Origin of the sequence: Actinoplanes sp. NPDC051861 (assembly GCF_040681145.1) — a bacterium.
Lineage (GTDB): Bacteria > Actinomycetota > Actinomycetes > Mycobacteriales > Micromonosporaceae > Actinoplanes.
Genome location: NZ_JBFAYE010000007.1, coordinates 178,874 through 196,681 on the forward strand (window position 1 = coordinate 178,874; position 17,808 = coordinate 196,681).

Annotated in this window: 22 protein-coding genes; 13 read left to right on the forward strand and 9 right to left on the reverse strand. The window is 71.7% G+C overall.

Annotation, left to right across the window (positions count from 1 at the left end; genetic code table 11):
• Positions 1-136: 136 nt before the first annotated feature.
• Entirely contained in the window at positions 137-2,494 is a 2,358-nt protein-coding gene (locus AB0M02_RS21340; RefSeq protein WP_364229211.1) for an RICIN domain-containing protein, read from the forward strand.
• Between the two features lie 41 nt (positions 2,495-2,535).
• On the opposite strand, the gene AB0M02_RS21345 is transcribed toward AB0M02_RS21340, so the two are convergent.
• A complete protein-coding gene (locus AB0M02_RS21345) occupies positions 2,536-3,756 on the reverse strand; it encodes a phosphatase PAP2 family protein (RefSeq protein WP_364229213.1) in 1,221 nt (406 codons plus the stop codon).
• A gap of 139 nt (positions 3,757-3,895) precedes the next feature.
• Here AB0M02_RS21345 and AB0M02_RS21350 point away from each other — a divergent pair, with 139 nt between their 5' ends.
• Both AB0M02_RS21350 and AB0M02_RS21355 read left to right on the forward strand, forming a co-directional pair.
• Complete coding sequence (locus AB0M02_RS21350; protein WP_364229214.1) at positions 3,896-4,192, forward strand: TM2 domain-containing protein; 297 nt, start codon at positions 3,896-3,898, stop codon at positions 4,190-4,192.
• A 62-nt stretch (positions 4,193-4,254) separates the two neighbouring features.
• On the forward strand, positions 4,255-5,082 hold the full coding sequence (locus AB0M02_RS21355; RefSeq protein ID WP_364229216.1) for a L,D-transpeptidase: 828 nt from the start codon (positions 4,255-4,257) through the stop codon (positions 5,080-5,082).
• Positions 5,083-5,085: 3 nt separating this feature from the next.
• Here the strand turns inward: AB0M02_RS21355 and AB0M02_RS21360 are convergent, their stop codons facing one another.
• From AB0M02_RS21360 to AB0M02_RS21375, 4 genes are read right to left on the reverse strand one after another with little or no spacing between them, the layout of a single operon-like run.
• Positions 5,086-5,487: a hypothetical protein gene (locus AB0M02_RS21360; RefSeq protein ID WP_364229218.1), complete on the reverse strand. Its 402-nt coding sequence runs from the start codon at positions 5,485-5,487 to the stop codon at positions 5,086-5,088.
• A 19-nt stretch (positions 5,488-5,506) separates the two neighbouring features.
• Positions 5,507-5,689 carry a hypothetical protein gene (locus tag AB0M02_RS21365; RefSeq protein ID WP_364229219.1) on the reverse strand — a complete coding sequence of 61 codons (183 nt, stop codon included), beginning with the start codon at positions 5,687-5,689 and terminating at the stop codon, positions 5,507-5,509.
• A gap of 20 nt (positions 5,690-5,709) precedes the next feature.
• The gene (locus tag AB0M02_RS21370) at positions 5,710-5,892 is read right to left on the reverse strand and encodes a hypothetical protein (protein ID WP_364229221.1); all 183 of its coding nucleotides are present in this window, start codon (positions 5,890-5,892) and stop codon (positions 5,710-5,712) included.
• A complete protein-coding gene (locus AB0M02_RS21375) occupies positions 5,892-6,023 on the reverse strand; it encodes a hypothetical protein (protein ID WP_364229223.1) in 132 nt (43 codons plus the stop codon). The genes AB0M02_RS21370 and AB0M02_RS21375 overlap by 1 nt, the downstream gene beginning before the upstream one ends.
• A 291-nt stretch (positions 6,024-6,314) precedes the next feature.
• Here AB0M02_RS21375 and AB0M02_RS21380 point away from each other — a divergent pair, with 291 nt between their 5' ends.
• The 7 genes from AB0M02_RS21380 (at position 6,315) to AB0M02_RS21410 (ending at position 12,695) form a co-directional block, all read left to right on the forward strand.
• Entirely contained in the window at positions 6,315-6,737 is a 423-nt protein-coding gene (locus AB0M02_RS21380; protein WP_364229225.1) for a hypothetical protein, read from the forward strand.
• 478 nt (positions 6,738-7,215) lie between these two features.
• Positions 7,216-8,190 (forward strand): hypothetical protein, encoded by a 975-nt coding sequence (locus AB0M02_RS21385; RefSeq protein ID WP_364229227.1) that lies wholly within the window; start codon positions 7,216-7,218, stop codon positions 8,188-8,190.
• 39 nt (positions 8,191-8,229) lie between these two features.
• Entirely contained in the window at positions 8,230-9,204 is a 975-nt protein-coding gene (locus tag AB0M02_RS21390) for a pentapeptide repeat-containing protein (RefSeq protein WP_364229229.1), read from the forward strand.
• A 78-nt stretch (positions 9,205-9,282) separates the two neighbouring features.
• Positions 9,283-10,425: a HEAT repeat domain-containing protein gene (locus AB0M02_RS21395; RefSeq protein WP_364229231.1), complete on the forward strand. Its 1,143-nt coding sequence runs from the start codon at positions 9,283-9,285 to the stop codon at positions 10,423-10,425.
• Positions 10,426-10,535: 110 nt separating this feature from the next.
• Entirely contained in the window at positions 10,536-11,606 is a 1,071-nt protein-coding gene (locus AB0M02_RS21400; RefSeq protein WP_364229233.1) for a sensor histidine kinase, read from the forward strand.
• Positions 11,603-12,253: a response regulator transcription factor gene (locus AB0M02_RS21405; RefSeq protein ID WP_364229235.1), complete on the forward strand. Its 651-nt coding sequence runs from the start codon at positions 11,603-11,605 to the stop codon at positions 12,251-12,253. The genes AB0M02_RS21400 and AB0M02_RS21405 overlap by 4 nt, the downstream gene beginning before the upstream one ends.
• 82 nt (positions 12,254-12,335) lie before the next feature.
• A complete protein-coding gene (locus tag AB0M02_RS21410) occupies positions 12,336-12,695 on the forward strand; it encodes a hypothetical protein (protein WP_364229237.1) in 360 nt (119 codons plus the stop codon).
• 80 nt (positions 12,696-12,775) lie between these two features.
• Here AB0M02_RS21410 and AB0M02_RS21415 read toward each other — a convergent pair whose 3' ends face one another.
• The gene (locus AB0M02_RS21415) at positions 12,776-14,104 is read right to left on the reverse strand and encodes an MFS transporter (RefSeq protein WP_364229239.1); all 1,329 of its coding nucleotides are present in this window, start codon (positions 14,102-14,104) and stop codon (positions 12,776-12,778) included.
• 10 nt (positions 14,105-14,114) lie between these two features.
• Between AB0M02_RS21415 and AB0M02_RS21420 the strand changes: the two genes are divergently transcribed.
• A complete protein-coding gene (locus AB0M02_RS21420) occupies positions 14,115-14,642 on the forward strand; it encodes a TetR/AcrR family transcriptional regulator (protein WP_364229241.1) in 528 nt (175 codons plus the stop codon).
• 71 nt (positions 14,643-14,713) lie between these two features.
• On the opposite strand, the gene AB0M02_RS21425 is transcribed toward AB0M02_RS21420, so the two are convergent.
• The gene (locus AB0M02_RS21425; protein WP_364229243.1) at positions 14,714-15,082 is read right to left on the reverse strand and encodes a hypothetical protein; all 369 of its coding nucleotides are present in this window, start codon (positions 15,080-15,082) and stop codon (positions 14,714-14,716) included.
• 40 nt (positions 15,083-15,122) lie between these two features.
• Entirely contained in the window at positions 15,123-15,602 is a 480-nt protein-coding gene (locus AB0M02_RS21430; protein ID WP_364229245.1) for a MarR family transcriptional regulator, read from the reverse strand.
• A 104-nt stretch (positions 15,603-15,706) separates the two neighbouring features.
• On the opposite strand from AB0M02_RS21430, the gene AB0M02_RS21435 reads away from it, so the two are divergent.
• Both AB0M02_RS21435 and AB0M02_RS21440 read left to right on the forward strand, forming a co-directional pair.
• Positions 15,707-16,462: a DUF899 domain-containing protein gene (locus AB0M02_RS21435; RefSeq protein WP_364229246.1), complete on the forward strand. Its 756-nt coding sequence runs from the start codon at positions 15,707-15,709 to the stop codon at positions 16,460-16,462.
• Positions 16,463-16,494: 32 nt separating this feature from the next.
• Positions 16,495-17,250: a class I SAM-dependent methyltransferase gene (locus AB0M02_RS21440; RefSeq protein WP_364229248.1), complete on the forward strand. Its 756-nt coding sequence runs from the start codon at positions 16,495-16,497 to the stop codon at positions 17,248-17,250.
• Positions 17,251-17,278: 28 nt separating this feature from the next.
• On the opposite strand, the gene AB0M02_RS21445 is transcribed toward AB0M02_RS21440, so the two are convergent.
• Entirely contained in the window at positions 17,279-17,797 is a 519-nt protein-coding gene (locus tag AB0M02_RS21445; protein ID WP_364229250.1) for a dipeptidase, read from the reverse strand.
• Positions 17,798-17,808 lie beyond the last annotated feature (11 nt).

Sequence of the window (17,808 nt, forward strand, 5' to 3'; positions counted from 1 at the left end):
CCCGCCCCCGGGCGCCGCGGTCCCGGAGTCTACTCACCCCGGTCACTCTTTTTTGTTGTCGGCCGCGATGTTCGGCATCTACGAGACGAACCCTTTCCCCCGCATCCCCAGCGAAAGGAACGTCATGGTCAAGGAAATGCCACGGCGGCGGCGCCGAGGGCTGATCGTGGCCGGTGTGCTCGCGGTCGCCGTGCCCACCGGCCTGGTGGCGGTCTCGATGATTCCGGCGGCGGCCGCCGTGACACCCGTTGCCGACGGCGTCTACACGCTGGCGTCCGGTGCCAGCGGCAAGTGCGTCGACGTGACCGGTGCCTCCGCCGACAACTCGGCGCTGCTCATCCAGACGGCCTGCAACGCGAGCGCCGCCAATCAGCAGTGGAAGGCGGTGGCGCGGCCGAACGGGCAGTTCAACCTGGCCAACGGCAACAGCGGCCGGTGCATCGACGTGCCGAGCGCGTCGACCACGTCCGGGACCCAGCTGCAGCAGTACGGCTGTGGCGACGGCCTGAAGACCAACCAGCTCTGGACGTTCGCCGCGTCCAGCGCCGCGGCCGGGAAGTTCCTGGTCAAAAGCGTGGCGACCGGGCTGTGCGTCAGCAACAGGGACGGCTCCACGGCGGGCAACAACCCGATCGTGCAGGAGACCTGCTCGGACGTCGCGCGGATGCAGTGGTCGTTCAACTACGTCTCCGGGCCGACCGCGTCACCGACGGCGTCGGCCACCACGTCCACCCCGCCGTCCGGTTCCGGCCGGCAGATGGAGGATCTGGACCGAGGGCTCATCAGCGTCCGCTCGGGCAGCAACAACCTGGTGTCGTGGCGGCTGCTCGGGACCGAGGCGCAGTCGACCGGGTTCAACGTGTACCGCTCCGGCACGAAGCTGACCGCCTCGCCGACCACGAACTCGACGAACTACGTGGACGCGGGCGCGGCGGCCACCGCCTCCTACACGGTGCGGGCGGTCGTCAACGGCACCGAGCAGGCGGACTCGCCGGCGTCGCTGACGTTCGCGAACGGCTACTTCGACGTGCGGCTGTCGGTTCCGGCCGGGGGCACGACTCCGGACGGGGTCGCGTACACGTACTCGGCGAACGACGCGTCGGTCGGTGACATGGACGGCGACGGCGACTACGAGATCGTGCTCAAGTGGGACCCGTCGAACGCCAAGGACAACTCGCAGTCGGGATACACCGGGAACGTGTTCGTGGACGCGTACACCCTGCAGGGCACTCGGCTGTGGCGCATCGACCTCGGCCGCAACATCCGGGCCGGCGCGCATTACACCCAGTTCCAGGTGTACGACTACGACGGTGACGGCCGGGCCGAGGTCGCCATGAAGACCGCCGACGGTACGAGGTCGGGCACCGGCGTGGTGATCGGATCGTCGACCGCCGACTACCGCAACTCGTCCGGGTACGTGCTGTCCGGCCCCGAGTACCTGACCATGTTCAACGGGCAGACCGGCGCCGCGCTGTCGACGGTCAACTACACGCCCGCGCGGGGCACCGTGTCGTCCTGGGGTGACTCGTACGGCAACCGGGTCGACCGCTTCCTGGCCGGCACCGCCTACCTCGACGGCCAGCGGCCCAGCCTGATCATGGCCCGCGGCTACTACACCCGGGCCGTCATCGCCGCCTGGGACTTCCGCAACGGCACGCTGACCAGCCGCTGGACCTACGACTCCGGCACCAGCAACACCGGTGCCTACGGGCAGGGCAACCACCAGCTGTCGATCGCGGACGCCGATCAGGACGGCAAGGACGAGATCATGTACGGCGCCGCGGCGATCAACGACGACGGGAAGCTGATGTGGCGCAGCGGCCTCGGGCACGGCGACGCGCTGCACGTCGGAGACCTGATCCCGTCCCGCGCCGGCCTGGAGGTCTACCGGCCGTCGGAGAGCACGTCGCAGCCGACCGACGCCATGCTGGACGCGAGGACCGGCGCGGTGATCTGGTCGCACGCGTCCTGTGGCTGTGACAACGGCCGGGCGGTGGCCGGTGACGTCTACGCGGGCAGCGCCGGTGCCGAGGCCTGGTCGTCGTCGGTGGACGGCCTGTCCAACAACAGCGGGCAGAACGTCGGCCGCAAGCCGTCGTCGACGAACTTCCTCGCCTGGTGGGACGCCGACCCGGTGCGCGAGCTCGTGGACGCCACCCGGGTCGACAAGTACGGCACCGGCGGCGACACCCGCCTGCTGACCGGCTCCGGCGTCGCGTCGAACAACAGCACCAAGCAGACCCCGGCGGTCTCGGGTGACCTGCTCGGCGACTGGCGCGAGGAGATCGTGTGGCGGCTGTCGGACTCGTCGGCGCTGCGTATCTACAGCACTCCGACGGTCACCGACCGCCGGATCCACACGCTCATGCACGACTCGCAGTACCGGGTCGCGGTCGCGTGGCAGAACACGGCGTACAACCAGCCGCCGCACCCGGGCTTCTTCCTGGGTAACGGTATGAGCACCCCGGCACAGCCGAACATCTACGTTCGCTGAGCACTCGTATGGGCCCGGACCGAAGTCCGGGCCCATACGGCTCAGTGCCGTCGCGGCTGGAAGGACTCGCGCAGAACCTGCTTGGTGACCGCCGTGCCGAGTTTCGTGCCGTGCGTGGTGGCGAAGCGATAGTGCACGCCGGCCCAGATCCGGGCCTCCTCGAGTTCGGCGGTCGCGGCGGCGAAGCTGGTGTAGTGCCGCGTCGTGCCGGAATCGGGGCTGTAGGCGCTGAACGGCACGCGGTCGCGGCCGAAGAACGTCCGGAACGTGGTCATCAGCGACGATGTGAAGCAGGCGTGCCCGGACGGATACTCGGCCGAGGGCGCCGTGGTGCGCAGCGGCAGCCAGTCCGGATCCGCACTCGTCGCCGGATTGCCGTCGGTGTCGGCGAGGGGGATCGCGGTGACCGGGCGCCAGAACGCCCATCGCTTCTTCTCGCCGTAACAGGAGATCAGCGCGTCGGCGGCGGCGATCTCGGCCATCGCGAACAGGCGCGCGGTCTGCAGCGTGCTCAGCCGCTGCGAGGTGGCGAGCCCGCGTTTGATCTCCCACTCGACCATCCGCGGGTCGTCCCACCAGGTCGCCGCCTCGGTCTGGTCGGCCGTGCGGACCGTGCTGCCGGCCTCGCCGACCGCCTTGACCTCGTTCAGATCGCGGGCCCAGGCCCGGCTGGTCAGCTTCGGCGGCGCGGGCACCGTCCAGGCGTGCGGGTTCTCGACGACGAACGGCCGCAACGTGGCGAACCACGCGCCGACCTGCAGGAATTGCGGCGGTGTCGGCCGCCACTGGCCGGGTTGGTCGCCGACGGGCCAGGTGGCGTCGGAGAACGCGCCGTCGCCCTCGCGCGCCGCGATCATGGCTGCGGCCGCGGCTTCGCCGACGGCGATTCCGCCGCGCTCCGCGCTTCCGTCCGGGATGGCGGCGAGGGCTGCGTCATACTGCGCACGCAGCGTCGTTTCCTGCGCCGGGAAGAGCTTCAGGAGTACGCGGTGAGCCGCGGTTGCCACGGCTGCGGGCACCGAGTCGCCGCGCCGGGTGGGCGGTGCGGTGAGATACGGGTCGTAGGGTGCGCCGGCGATCGCGTTGACCGCGTCGTAGACGGCACCGTGGACCATCGCGAAGCTGCGTGTCCCCGCGGTGGGGGACTGGCGGGCGGTTTCGAAGATGGCGGTCTGCGCGTGGATGTTCCACTGGATGACCGCGTTGGGTGTGGTGGTCCTGTCCGCTGCGTGCGCTGCCGTGGGCGTCAGCGCGACCGTCATTGCCAGGACAATACCGATATTTCGGACACGTGCCATGGGATCCCCCGTGGTCTGATGGTGTGCCGGTCCCGGCCAGGCTAGTGGCAGCGCATCGTCAAGTGTGTATGTGTGTCGGGGTTCTGCGGCTATCGTTGCGCCGGTGACCGCGCTGCCGGAGTGGGAGAAGTACCGAGTACTGCGCGCCGAGTCCGAGTTCGAGTCGGTGCGCAAGGACCCGCGGGTGGCCTGGACGCTGTGGTGCGTGTCGGGGCTGTTCGGCGGGCACCGGTTCTACCTCGGCGACACCGCCCGCTCGGTGGCCATGCTGTTCACCCTCGGCGGCCTCGGCCTGTGGTTCCTGGCCGACGGCTTCCTCGTGGCGCGGCGGGTGCGCGCGGTCAACCGGCACCGCCGCTCCGAGATCATGGCCCGGTACGGGATCCTCGAAGGGCTCTGACGCTCCGCGATTGCACCCGGGCCGCCGCGCTTTCCGGTCCCGGGCCGTCCGATCCTTCGGATGTGTTCCTGTCGAATGCGGTCGGATGGGTGGCGGGTGCCGTCGCTGTAGCGGGGATGGCTGTGGCGGTCGGGGCGGTCGACGTCTCCGGGATGGTCACCTCCGCGCCGGCTCCCGCGGTGTCCCAGCGCGCGGCGGGCAAGCCGTTCGCCGTGGTGGCCTCCGGTCCCCGCAAGACCGCCACGACCACTGTTCCCCGCTCACGGCCCGTCCCGGACTGGAACGCCTCGGGGGAGACCGCGACGAGGTGTGCCGGCGGCCGCCGGCAGCGTGCGATCGAGCAGGACCTCACCACCCTGGGCGTCACCGGTGTCACCGTGGACGGCACCGCCTCGCCCGCCGAGTGTGCCGAGTTCCGCGCGTTCCAGAAGCGCTTCGGCATCCTGCCCGCCCGTGGCCAGGCCGACGCGACCACCGCAGACGTCGCCCACCGGCTGGTCGGCGCCCGCCTGGACAAATGCCGTGCCGACGGCCTGACCGCCTGCGTGGATCTCACCACGCAGACCGCCTGGGTGGTACGCGACGGCAAGGTCGTCTTCGGGCCGACCGTGGTCCGCACCGGCTTCCGGGGCCACACCACCCCGGTCGGCGTCTTCGCGATCAGCCAGCGCGCCAAACGGGAGTGGTCGAACCCCTACAAGGTCTGGCTGCCGTACTGGCAGCGCTTCGAGGGCGGCAACGGCTTCCACCGGACCACGTCGTACCTGCACGACAAGGCCCGCGGCTCGCACGGCTGCGTCAACCTGCTCCAGGGTGACGCCGAGAAGCTCTGGAAACTGCTGGAGACCGGGACCCGGGTGCACACGTTCGGGCGGCGCCCGGGCACCTGAGGTTCAGTCCCGGAACGTGAGGCCGATCCGCCCGCCGGCCACCCCGTCGTACCAGGTGGCGTCGCGGGTGAGGACGTCGACGCCGGCGTCCAGGGCGAGCAGCGCCGCGGAGGCGCGGTCGGGGGTGCCGACGATGCCGCGCAGGGTGGTCAGGGCCAGCCAGTCGGCGGCGTCGTCGGGGACGAGAAGGACGGCCTGATGGCCGATGAGGATCTCGAGGTGTGCCTGGGCGAGCATGCCGGTGCTGTGCGCGGCCTCGATCAGGCAGGAGAGCGGCAGGAGGACGGCGCCGTGTTCGTCGTCGATCTCGGCGATCAGCTCACCGACCGCTATTGATCCGCGGACCCAGCCGGCGACGGCCGAGGCGTCCAGCACGAGGCGGACAGCGCGATGCTCGTCGGTCACGCGGCGTGATGCTTTTCAGTCACGCGGCGGTGGGCCGCCGGCGGATGCTGGCGAGGAAGGCGGCGCGCTCGGAGTGGTCACGAGCGGCGTCGGCGTCGTGCAGGCGCTTGCGGGCGCGGGCCTTGCCCTCGGCGGTGACCGGCACGCCGAGGTCGGCGAGCACGTCGGTCATGCTCCGCGGTGCGCTGGTGTCCTGCTCCATCGCCCCAGGGTAACCCAAACTCAAGCCACTGCCGCCAGCCGCAGCGCGCGGGTGTCCAGCACATCCTCGTGCCGGGCGATCTGAACGCGGTCCCGGTAGACGGTGACGCCGCCCGGCCACAGGCAGTAGGTGACCGTGGAGTAGCGGGTCTGCCGGTCGTCGTGGTGGGTCACGACGAGCTCGTCGGCGAACGTGGCGGCCATCAGGCGGCCCTGCGGACGACGGAGCCGAGGCCCTCGCGGCCGCCGGGTGGGTACGCCTCGGCGGCGAGAGCGCGCTTGATCTGGTCGATCTGTTCACGGGTGGGGCGCCAGTCCGGCGGCTGCTTGGTCATCACGGTCTCCTCGAGTTTCGGTGGTCCCTCCGTTTTCGCGTCTATCGGAGTGAACAGCCGATCACGGTGAGTGGTTCGGCGCGGATCCGGGAGACACCTTCGATTGACGCCGACGAGAGCGGTGTCGCGGTGTCGCCTTCCCGTCGCGCGGGCGCCCTGTGGCCGAGATCCGGCACTACCTCCTGGCCAGTCCACCCCGACGACCGGAAGCGTCACCCTCCGAACGGTGGTTACCGGCGACCCGAACGGGTCCCTAGAGTGGCACCCACCGTGACGAGGAGAGTGCCGGTCGTGTTCGATCTGGGCTCCGGCAGCGAACCGACGATCGCGGGCGCCTGCCCACACCAGGGCTGCACCCTGCAGGCGTACTACCAGCCCGACGGCTTGAGCGGTCGCTGCCCCGTGCACGGCTGGTTCCTCCAGTCACGCTGCCCGGAACCCGGCTGCTCGTTCTTCGCGATGCGCACCGTGTCGGGCGCGGTCTGGCAGTGCCCGCGGGGAACCGCCTTCTACGGCGTGCTCTGCCCGTGCTGCCGGGGCATCGGCCTGACCGGTGACGGCTGGACGTACCACTGCGCGGGGTCGCACGCCTTCCCGGTCCGGGTCAGCGGCTGCTGGTTCTGCGCCGGGTTCGGCAACATGGCGTTCGACGTCCAGCGTAACGCGTGGATCTGCGAGGCGTGCCTGCGCGCGGAGTCGGGGCCGCGACAATGAGGCTGCCACTGCTTGTCTGGGTGACGCTTCACCGATTGTCGCTGCTGCACGTGCCCGGTTTCACTCCGGCCGGATCCGCGGTGGAGCCCACCGTGCCGGGTCGTTGCCCCCACCGGGGCTGCGCCCGCCCGGCGCTGCTCCAGAAGGACCGGGCCAGCGGCAGGTGCCCGTTCCACGAATGGTTTCTCCGAGGCGTGTGCTCCATGCCGGACTGCGTTCGCGGCGCGGCACGCCTGACCCGGGGCCGGCGCTGGCGATGCGCGGACGGCCACGCCTACGACGCCGCGCTCTGCCCGCGGTGCCACTGGGTGGGCGCCGCCCACGGCGACGACATGTTTCGATGCGGCAGCCCCGCCGGCCACGTGTTCCGGATCGGCCCGCGGTCTTGCGCCACCTGCGGAGGGTTCGGGAACATGACCCTTCCTGATCAGGCGAAGACCTGGCGCTGCGAGGCGTGCCGGCGTACGGAGGCGGACGTTTGAGCGTGGACGTGGTGGGCGCCGGCGCCGGGCGGATCGGCCGGTACTTCACCGTTGTCAGTGCGCTGCCCGCGACGGTGTTCGTCACGTACGTCTATCTGCTCGTCCGGGTCACCGACTGGTTCGGCCCGGTGGACTGGAGCCGGATCGCCGACTTCAAACCGCAGGAGCTCGTGGTCCTCGGTGTGGCCGCGCTGGTGGTCGCGCTCGCGCTCAACCCGCTGCAGCTGCCCCTGATCCAGCTCTTCGAGGGCTACTGGGGCACGTCCACGCTGGCTGTCCGCCTCGCCGCGATCCGGACGGCGCACCACGACCGGCGGCGGATCACCCTCGAGGTGCGCGCCGGCCGGGCCCGCCAGACACTCGACCGGGACGAATCCTCGTTCCGGTGGCTGATCGAGGAGGCGGAGAGCCAGCGCGTGGGACGCGGCTACCCCGACCGTCACCGGCTGCTGCCGACCCGGCTGGGCAACGCGCTGCGGCGCTGGGAGGACGCGATCACCCGGCCGTACGGTCTCGACCCGCTCGTCGCCGTTCCCCGCCTCGCCATGGTCGCGCGGCAGCCGGAGATCGCGTACCTGGAGAACCAGCGCGTCCAACTCGAACTCGCGATCCGGACCACCTTCCTGTCCTTGATCGCGTCGGTACTGACGGTGGCGCTGTTCGTCCGGAGTGGTCCGTGGCTCCTGTTCGCCTGTGCGCCCTATGCGGCCGGGTATCTGGCCTATCGGGGCGCGGTCAGTCTGGCCTCGGAGTACGGGACGGCGCTCGCGGTCCTGACCGAGATGAACCGGTTCCGCCTTTATGACAGGTTGCATCTGATCCGGCCGCAGACGACGGATGAGGAGCGGGTTCGGAACCGGGCACTGGTCGAGCTGTTCAAACTTAGTGACAAGCGGTCGGTGCGATATGAGCACCGGGCGGAGCTGATGGAGGAACCGGAGCAGCCGGGTGGGGCGGATCCCGCCCCGTAGCCGGTCCGCCGGCGCCCGTCCGCCTGGCACGATTCACGCATGCAGATTCCTGGATCCGGCGCGCCCGGCGAGAACCCGGCCGCCGGCCCGAGCCCCGGCCCGGCCGCCGGCCCGGACCCTGCGGCTGCTCCTGCGGCTGCGCCGGCCGTCGACGACCTCGCGGATGAGGTTGATGAGATGCCGCCGATGCCGGCGGACGAGGTTTTCCAAACGGTGGCACCGGAGCCGCCTCGGGCGGAGGGCTCGGAGGGCTCGGCGGACCGGCCGCGGGTGCGCGACGCGATGCTGTGGGTCTGGCCGCTGGTGATCCTCGTGGCCATGGTCTTTGTCAGCGCGCGCTGGTCGGCCTTCGGTGTGCTGGTGGTCGGCATTCTCGCGGTGGCCGGTTTGACGTTCTTCACCGGCGGCATGGAGTTGTCGAACGAGATCCGGGTCGGTGTCGCGCTTGCTGCCGTGGCCGCTCTGACGCTGGTGTTCCTCGGGCGTTCTGCCGGCGCGATCCAGAGTTCGCCGGAGCCGGGCAAGCCCACCGCCTCCGGTTCGCCAGCCGTGACAGGTTCCGCGAGCGCGGGGCCGGCCGCGACCGGTCCCGCGCTCGCGGAACAGCTCCGGGCCGGGCCGGCGGCCGGCGCGGAGGTGACCGGCGCCCGGCTCGACGGCCAGGATCTGCGCAACGTGCCGATGCCCGGCCTGAGTGCGCGCGGCGCGTCCTTCGCCCGGGCCCACCTCGAGGGCGCCTCGCTCGCCGGCGGCGACCTGGCCGGTGCGGTCCTCAGCGGCGCCTATCTCCAGGGCGCGAACCTTCGCGGCGCCGCCCTCGCCGGTGCCGACCTGCGCGACGCCGACCTGACCGGCGCCTGCCTCGCTGCCGCCGACCTGACCGGCGCACTCCTGGACCGCGCGGTGTTCAGCGGCGCCGCGGTCGACGGAGCGACCGCCGACCGGGCCGCGACCGCGACGGCGACCGGCTGGTCCACGACGAACTCGGCAGGCACGGCGGCCTGCCGGCGCTGAAGGCGAAGCAGGGCCGGGAGTGGGGCAGGGCCGGGAGTGGGGCAGCCGCGGGATGTGGTGGTGTGGCATCTTGGCTCGATGATCGATCGGGGTGCGGCGCTGGAAGCGGTGATCCGGCACGCTGACGGTGCCGACGACGGACCGGATGACGACGGCCCACTGGACATCGCGGGGCTGGCCGGCAGTGGGGATGTGGCGCTGGTGCCGCGGGTGCTGGAGGCGTTGCGGCGGTTCGTGGGGGAGAAGAACTTCTACGGGCGGGATCTGATGGCCGGGATCCTGGCCGGGATTCAGGGGCCGGGCGCGCTGCCGGTGCTGCTCAAGGTGGCGGCTCATGATCTTGGGGACGATCAGGACAGTCTGGCGAGCGAGATCGTTCAGGTGATCTCCGCGCATCCGGTGGAGGCTCGGGCGGTGGCGCGGGAGTTCGCGGGGAGCGGGACGCCGGCTCTGCGCCGGACGGCGTTGTGGGCGCTGGGGCATGTGGGCGACGAGCGGGACCGGGATCTGTTCGAGGCCGCGCTGAGCGATCCGGATCCGGAGATCGTGGCGGTGGCGGTGGGTGGTGCGCCGGCCGCGCTGTTCGATCTGGTGGTGCGGGCGCTCGGGGACTTCCGCGAGCAGGTGCGTGTCGCGGCTGTCAGCGAGCTCGGCTACTCCGGCCGGGTTGAGGCGGTGGCGCCGGTGGCGGCGCTGGCGGGGGATTCGTCGGCGCGGATACGCACGATGGTCGCCTATGCGCTCGGCCGGCTCGGGCGCCCGGAGGGGGTGCCCACGCTGCGGAAGCTGATCGGCGACCGGGATGCGGACGTTCGCGAGCGGGCCGTGGAGGCGCTCGGGTCGGTCAGCGGTGCCGAGGCGGCGGACGCGTTGATCGCGCTGGCCGGGGATGAGGATCCGGAGCTGCGGATACCGGCGGCGCAGGCCGTCGCCGCGGTGGCGGACCCGCGCGTGCCGGACCTGCTGGAGCGCCTCAGCCGGGACGAGATCCCGGAGGTGCGCGCGGCGCTGGTGGTCGGGCTGGTGACAGCGGATGCTGAGCGCCGCCCGCTCGTGCTGCGGCTGGCCGGCGATCCGGACTCGACCGTGCGGCGGCGGGTGGCGACGTGGGTGCGGCGGCTGGCGCCGGAGGAGGCGGAGCGGATCCTGGACGGTTACGGGTCCGATCCGGACATGATGGTGCGACGAGTGGCGGCGATGGAGCGAAACCGCCTGGGTTGACCGCGGCCGTGCAGGTGCCCCGGCGGTCGCCGGGCGGCCCTGAGCGGCACGTGGTCGCGGGTCTGGATCGCCACAGAGCGCGACGACCGTACCGTAAAAAGGGGGTGACCGTGAGGAAAGCGATGGCCGCGCTGACCGTGGTGGCCTTCCTGGCGCTGCTGGTGGACGTCGCGGGGGACAGCCGGCCGGCCGTCGCGCTGCTGCCCGGTGCACTCTTCCTCTTTGTGGCGACGCTCGGCTACGCGTGGGTCGAGCGTCGAGAAAGTCTGAAATATCCTTATATAGGGTTGCTGCTGATCCTAGGATTCGCGGTCTTCGTCCTCTCCGGCGCGTCCGTCGGCGCCACCCTCCTCCTGGTCGTTCTCGTCATCCAGACCACTTTGCTGCTCCCGATCGCCGTCGTCGTGGGCATGGTCGCGGTGATCCCTTTCTTCCACACCGGGATGGAACTGGCGGAGGGCGTGCGCGAGGGCCTCGGCCTCTTCGCGGCCGTGCTGTTCGCGGCCGTCGTCACCAAGTTGCTGATGCGGGAGCAGGAGGCGCGCGCCGAGCTGGCCGCCGCGCACGAGCGCCTGCGGGAGTACGCGGCGCAGATCGAGGCGCTGGCCGCGCTGCGGGAACGCAACCGGGTGGCGCGGGACATCCACGACGGGCTCGGGCACGCACTCACCGTGATGCAGATGCAGATCAAGGCGGCGCGTGCGGTGCCGGGCCGCGCGGACGAGATGCTGGCGAAAGCGCAGGAACAGGCGGAGGAGGCGCTGCGCGAGGTGCGCCGGTCGGTGGGCACGCTGCGTGAGCCACGCACGGCCGAACCCCTGACGGACACGCTGCGTGAGCTGGCTGAGGCTGCGGGGGTGGTCACCGATCTGGACATCAGGGGTACGCGCAGAGCACTCCCCCCAGAAACCGAGGAGGCCCTGTTCCGCACCGCCCAGGAGGGCCTCACCAACGTCCGCAAGCACGCGCGCGCATCCCGGGCGTCGCTCGTCCTCGACTATTCGAAGTCGGACACCGTGTGGATCGAGGTACGCGACGACGGTCCCGGCGCCGTGACCGGCGACTCGGGCGGTTTCGGACTGCTCGGCCTCCGGGAGCGCGCCGCACAGCTCGGCGGAGCGCTTACCTTCGACTCGTCGCCGGACGGTGGCGCGCTGTTGCGGATGGAGGTTCCGGGATGACCGCCCGCGTGCTCCTCGTCGATGACCAGGCGCTGTTCCGGGAGGCACTCGCCGTGCTGTTGAGTGCGTCCGGCGAGGTCGACGTCGTGGGGGAGGCCGGCGACGGCGCCGAGGCCCTGGACCAGGTCGCCCGCCTGCGCCCGGACGTCGTGCTGATGGACCTGCGAATGCCGGTGCTCGACGGGATCGGTGCCACCCGGCGGATCAGCGCCGAGTTCCCGGAGACACGGGTCATCGCGCTGACCACCTTCGACGACGACGAGGAGGTGTTCGCGGCGCTGCGGGCCGGCGCCGTCGGCTACCTGCTGAAGGACGTGTCGTCGGAGCGGCTGATCGAGGCGGTTGCAGCGGCGGTACGCGGAGAATCGGTGCTGCAGCCGTCGGTGGCCGCCAAGGTGGTCGCCCGGTTCGCGGCGATGCCCGCGGAGCCGGCGGACCGGCCGCAGCCGCTGGTGGTGCCGCTGTCCGACCGGGAGCTGGAGGTGCTGCGGCTGCTCGCGTCCGGCAGCAGCAACCGGGAGATCGCGGCGGCGCTGTTCCTGGCCGAGGGCACGGTCAAGAATCACGTGACCAATGTGCTCGGCAAGCTCGGGGTGCGCGACCGGACGCAGGCGGCACTGCGGGCGCGCGGGCTGGGCCTGCTCTGAGCCGGGTCATGCTGCGATCATGACCGGCGACCATGACCTCCGGCACCTGGTTTCCGGGTCGCCCGGCCCGAGGATCGTACGCATGTCGAAACTTCGTTTTTGGGGCCACTACCTGGAGATGGTGGTGGCGATGTTCGTCGGGATGTTCGCGCTCGGCCCGCTGTGGTCGATGGCCCTGCCGAACCTGGCGGACCACGCGGACGCGCACGCGATGGTGATGGCCACGAACATGGCGATCGGCATGGCGGCGTGGATGCGGATCCGCAAGCACTCGTGGACCCACATAGCCGAGATGTGCGCGGCGATGTACGTGCCGTTCGTGGTGCTGCTGGTGCCGTACTGGCTGGGCTGGATCTCGGGCGAGGCCCTCATGACCGCCGGCCACGTCCTGATGTTCCCGGCGATGCTGGTGCCGATGCTGCTGCGCCGCAACGCCCATTAGATCGGTGCGGGGGATCGCACTGCGGCCGTGGGGCCGTCCCCGGCCGCCGGGAGGTTCCCGGCCGCCGGGCGGGGTGGTGATCAGCCGGCCGCGCGCGGGGTGGCCGGGGTCAGCAGGCCGGCGATGACGGCGGCACCGGCCGCGGCGAGAGCCGCGACGAGGAAGCCGTCGTGGAAGCCGTCGAGGCCGGCGCCCGCCAGGCTGGCCGCGGCGACGCTGGAGACGACCGCGGCACCGATCGAGGCGCCGAACGCGTGAAAGGTGCTCACGATTCCCGAGGCGATTCCGGCCTCGTGCCAGGCGACCTGGCCCAGCGCGGTGGCCGAGGCGATGACGAACAGGGCGCCGGTCCCGGCGCCGGCGACCGCGATGCCGACGGCGACCGCGAGCGGCCGCATCGTCAGCACCGGGAGTGCCAGGCCGGACGCCGCGACCACCAGGGCGGCGATGGCGAGCGGGCGGGCACCGACCCGGGTGATGATCCGGCCGGTCAGGTTGGCGCCCGCCATCGTGGCCACCGCGACCGGCAGGAACAGCAGCCCGGTGTGCAGGGCGCCGTAGCCGCGGGTGTGCTGGAAGTAGAACGTGCCGAGGAAGAACACGGCGACCATCAGCGCCGTCGCCATCAGGATCAGGAACGCGCCGGTCGTGACCGGGCGCCGGGCCAGCAGCGTGACGTCCATCAGCGGCGAGCCTACCCGCTTCTGCCAGGCCGCGAAGATCGTGTAGCCGGCCAGCGCGAGCAGCACCAGCGCGCCGGTGGCTGTGGTGAGCCAGCCGTGATCACCGGCCTGGATCAGGGCGTAGATCAGGGCAGCCGACGAGCCGGTGACCAGCAGTGCGCCCAGCAGGTCCAGCCGCGGGCGCGGTCGCATCCCGGCGGTAGCGGGCAGCATGACGGCGAGCGCGGCGACGATCATCAGTCCGATCGGGACGTTGATGAAGAACACCCACGGCCAGCCGGGCCCGGCGGTGATCAGACCGCCGAGCAGAACACCCAGAGCCGCGCCACCGCCGCCGAGCGCGGCCCACACCCCGAGGGCCCTGTTGCGCTCGTCGCCGTCGAACAGCGTGACCACCAGCGACAGCGCTGCCGGCGACAGCAGTGCTGCGCCGACACCCTGGGCGACACGGCCGCTCACCACCATGTCGGGGGAGCCGGCCAGGTCGGCTACGCGTCCGCCGAGCAGCATCAGCCCGCCGAAGGTGAGGGTGTAGGCGCTCACCGTCCAGGTCACCGCGGCGCGGCTCAGGCCGAGGTCGGTCTCCATGTGCGGCAGCGCGATCGCGACCACGGTGACGTCCAGGATGAGCATCAGCTGGGCGACACCGAGGAACGCAAGGATGCGCCAGCGCAGCGGATGCGGCGAACCCCGTCCCCGACGGCGTGCCGACGCCGAGCGCAGCATCGGGCGCATCGTGTCCGCCGCCCGCGACTGCCTCAGCCGCGATCCGGAGGCCACCGTCGACGACATCGCCAGAGCCGCCGGCGTGGGCCGCATGACCGTTTACGGGCACTTCCGAACCCGGCCCGGGCTGGTGGAAGCCGCCCTGGTCGACGCCTTGCAGGCCGGCGAGCGGACGCTCACCGGCATCGACCTGGACGGCGACGCCCGGCAGGCGATGAATCGGCTGCTGGGCTCCAGCTGGTCACTGGTCGCCGAGTCCGCCGCGCTGCTGACCGCGGCCCAGGCGGTCCTGCCCGCCGGGCGTCTGCGGGAGCTGCACACGGGCGCGGCCGACCGGGTGGAGGACCTCATCCGCCGCGGTCAGCAACAGGGCGTGTTCCGGTCCGACCTGCCGATGACGTGGCTGGTCAACGCGGTGCACTACCTGCTCAACGGCGCTGCGAAGGAGACCCGCCTCGGCCGCCTCGATCCCGCCGGCGCACCCGATGTCGTCACCGCCACGGTGAAGTCGGTTCTCGCCCCACCGCTGGCGCGGTAGCCGACCGCGCCGGCCGCCGTCCTGGTGCACACGGCGTGCGTGAACGTTCGCCGTGCGACTGGCCGGCGAAGTCAGCCGTGATGACGGGTGTGGTCCCCGGCCGGAACGGAGTGGGACGGTCCGGGCCGCGGTGTGTCCTTGCCGGTGCCGCGGAGTGCGGGGCCGAGCACCAGGGCCGAGCCGGCGAACATGGCCGTGAACAGCAGCACCGCGATGCCGGGTGCCCACCAGGTGCCGAACCGGCGGTGCAGCTTCAGCAGCATCGGCGCCATCGCGGCCAGCCCCAGCACGGCGAACAGCACGGTGCCACCGAGCCCGGACACCAGCGCCGTGCCCGCGAACAGGCCGATGTGGTGCAGCAGATGGGGGGCCAGGCCCATCGCCGCACCGAACAACGCGCCGGCGCTCCACCGGCCGGCGCGACGGGGCGTGGTGGTCACCGGGGTCACCTCGCGACGCAGCCTCGCCACCTCGCCGGCCTCAGGCACGCCCCACCCCACTCGCGTCTGCGGTAGCCGGCTGCCCACTGGCGGCATCGACCAGGGTTGTCAGCGCCTCGATGACCGCGGATCGCTGACCGGCGGGAATGTTGCGCAGCAGGTCGGCGAACCGGGCAGCGCGAGCAACCGCCAGCTTGCCGGCCGCGCGGCGGCCGTCCGGCGTCAGCTCCAGCCAGGCCACCCGCCCGTCGCCACCACGGCTGACCCGGCGAACCCAGCCCCGGGCGGTCAGCTGCGAGACGAGGCGGCTGACCGTGCTCTTCTCCAGCCGCAACCGCTCACCCAGCGCGGTCTGCGTCAACGGGCCATCGCGATCCAACTCGCCCACCGCGTGCGCCTCGGAGACCGGCACCGGTGTGCCGCACGGCGTGTGGTCCGGCTGATGCAATCCGAACGCCCGCACGAACGCCGTGATCCGCCCCTGCAGAACAAGGGCCTGGTCAAGGTCACCGTCCAACATGGTTCGACCCTACAACCAATTAGTTCGATGCTACAACCATATCTTCCTAGGACGCCTTAGAGGGTGTGCGATGAGTTTCGGGGAGTCGGCGAGTCAACACCGGCATGACCGATATCAATCTGCCTGAGATCGTTAGCCGCGAGCAGTGGACGGCAGCCCGGAAGGAGCTGCTGACCAGCGAGAAGGAGGCGGTCCGTGCCAGGGACGCCCTGAACGCGCGGCGCCGGATGCTGCCGATGGTGCGTGTGGAGGAGGACTACCGGTTCGAGGGGCCGGACGGTGAGGTGAGCCTGCTCGGCCTCTTCGACGGGCAGCCCCAGCTGGTGGTGCAGCACTTCATGTTCAACCCCGAGTGGGAGGACGGCTGCGGCAGCTGCACGGCCGCCGTCGACGAGCTCTCCGACGGCCTGCTGCGGCACCTGCGGGCGCGCGGCACGGTGTACGCGGTGATCGCCCGCGCGCCCCTGGCGAAGCTGGAGGCGTACCGGGCGAAGCGTGGCTGGACGATTCCGGTGTACTCGTCGTACGGCTCACGGTTCAACTACGACTTCCACGTGACGATGGACGAGTCGGTGACGCCGGTGCAGTTCAACTACCGGGGACCGGACGAGCTGCGGGCCGCCGGTCTGGAGTGGATCCTGGACACCGGCTCGCAGCCGATGGAGCAGCCCGGCATGAGCTGTTTCCTGCGCGACGGTGACCAGGTGTTCCACACGTACTCGACGTTCGCGCGGGGCACCGAGCAGGTGGGCGGCGCCTACGGGATCCTGGACATGACGGCGCTGGGCCGCCAGGAGGAGTGGGAGGAGCCGAAGGGCCGCTCGACGGCCGGCCGCGAGCCGATCCCGGACTTCAGCTAGCGGGGTTGCGTCGCGCCGATAGGTTCCGGCACATGGATCATGCGTCGTCCTTCGGTGCGGCCGCGGCCGCCTACGCGGAACATCGCCCCGACTATGCCCCCGCCGCTGTCCGCTGGGCACTGGAGACCGCGCCGGGCCCGCGGGTGCTCGACCTGGGTGCCGGGACCGGCAAGCTCACCGCCACGCTGGTCGCGGCCGGTGCGGCGGTCACCGCGGTGGAGCCGGACCCGGCGATGTTGAGCGAGCTGCGTTCGGCGCTGCCGGGCGTACGGGCCCTGTCCGGCAGCGCCGAGCATATTCCGCTGCCGGACGGCTCCGTCGACGCCGTGCTGGCCGGCAACGCGATGCACTGGTTCGACATGGACGTCGCCGGGCCGGAGATCGCCCGGGTTCTGGCGCCGGGCGGTGTGCTGGCCGGCCTGTGGAACACCGTGGACGACGGCGTCGAGTGGGTCGCCGGGCTGGCCGAGGTCAGCGGAAGCGCGGCGATCGGCCCGCGGGACACCCCGGCGAGCTGGCGTGCGGAGACGGCGGCGATGTTCCCGGCGGGGTTCGGCTCGGCGGAGCAGGCCGGGTTCGCGCACGGGCAGGTACGGACCGCCGGTTCGCTGGTGGCGACGCTCGGGACCCGGGCGGGGATGCTGGTCATGCCGGACGGTGAGCGGGAGGCCGCGCTCGGCCGGATCCGTGCCTACCTCGCGAGCCGCCCGGAGACGGCGGCGGGCGAGTTCACCCTTCCGATGCTGACGTGCGTGCTGAGGACCCGGCGGATTCAGACGACGGCCTGATGACGTGCGTGCTGAGAACCTGGCGGACTCAGACGACGGCCTGAGCGTCTCCGTAACGGGCGGTCGCCGCGCTGGTCATGTACGCCCAGTACTGGTCTCCGTAGGACCAGTGCCACCGTGACGTCGGATGCTCCACGAGCCCGCTCCCGCGCAGCGCCGCCGACAGCAGCCGGTGCCGGTCGCCGTCGAGGGACTCGATCGGCCCATGGGTGCCCGGCCCGATCAGGGTCAGGTCGACCGCTCCGCCGGTCAGGTGCGGCGGCAGGGTGGCGGGGCGCGCGTTCCAGCAGGCCAGCGCCGCCGGGTCGGTCGCCTGGCCGGCCGCGGGCAGGTGCCCGGAGAGGATCAGCAGGCGCAGCTCGCGGGGGAGCAGGCTCTGCGCGATGACGAGGCGGTCCACCACACCGGTACGCAGGTAGACGTTGGGCGTTCCGGCCGCCGCGGCGGCGACCAGCAGCGGGGCCGCCTCCCCGAGGTCGACGAGGGGTTCACCGCAGTCCAGGATCGGGACGGCGGTGAACCGTGGATCGGACAGGGGCACTGCCATCGCTCGACCTC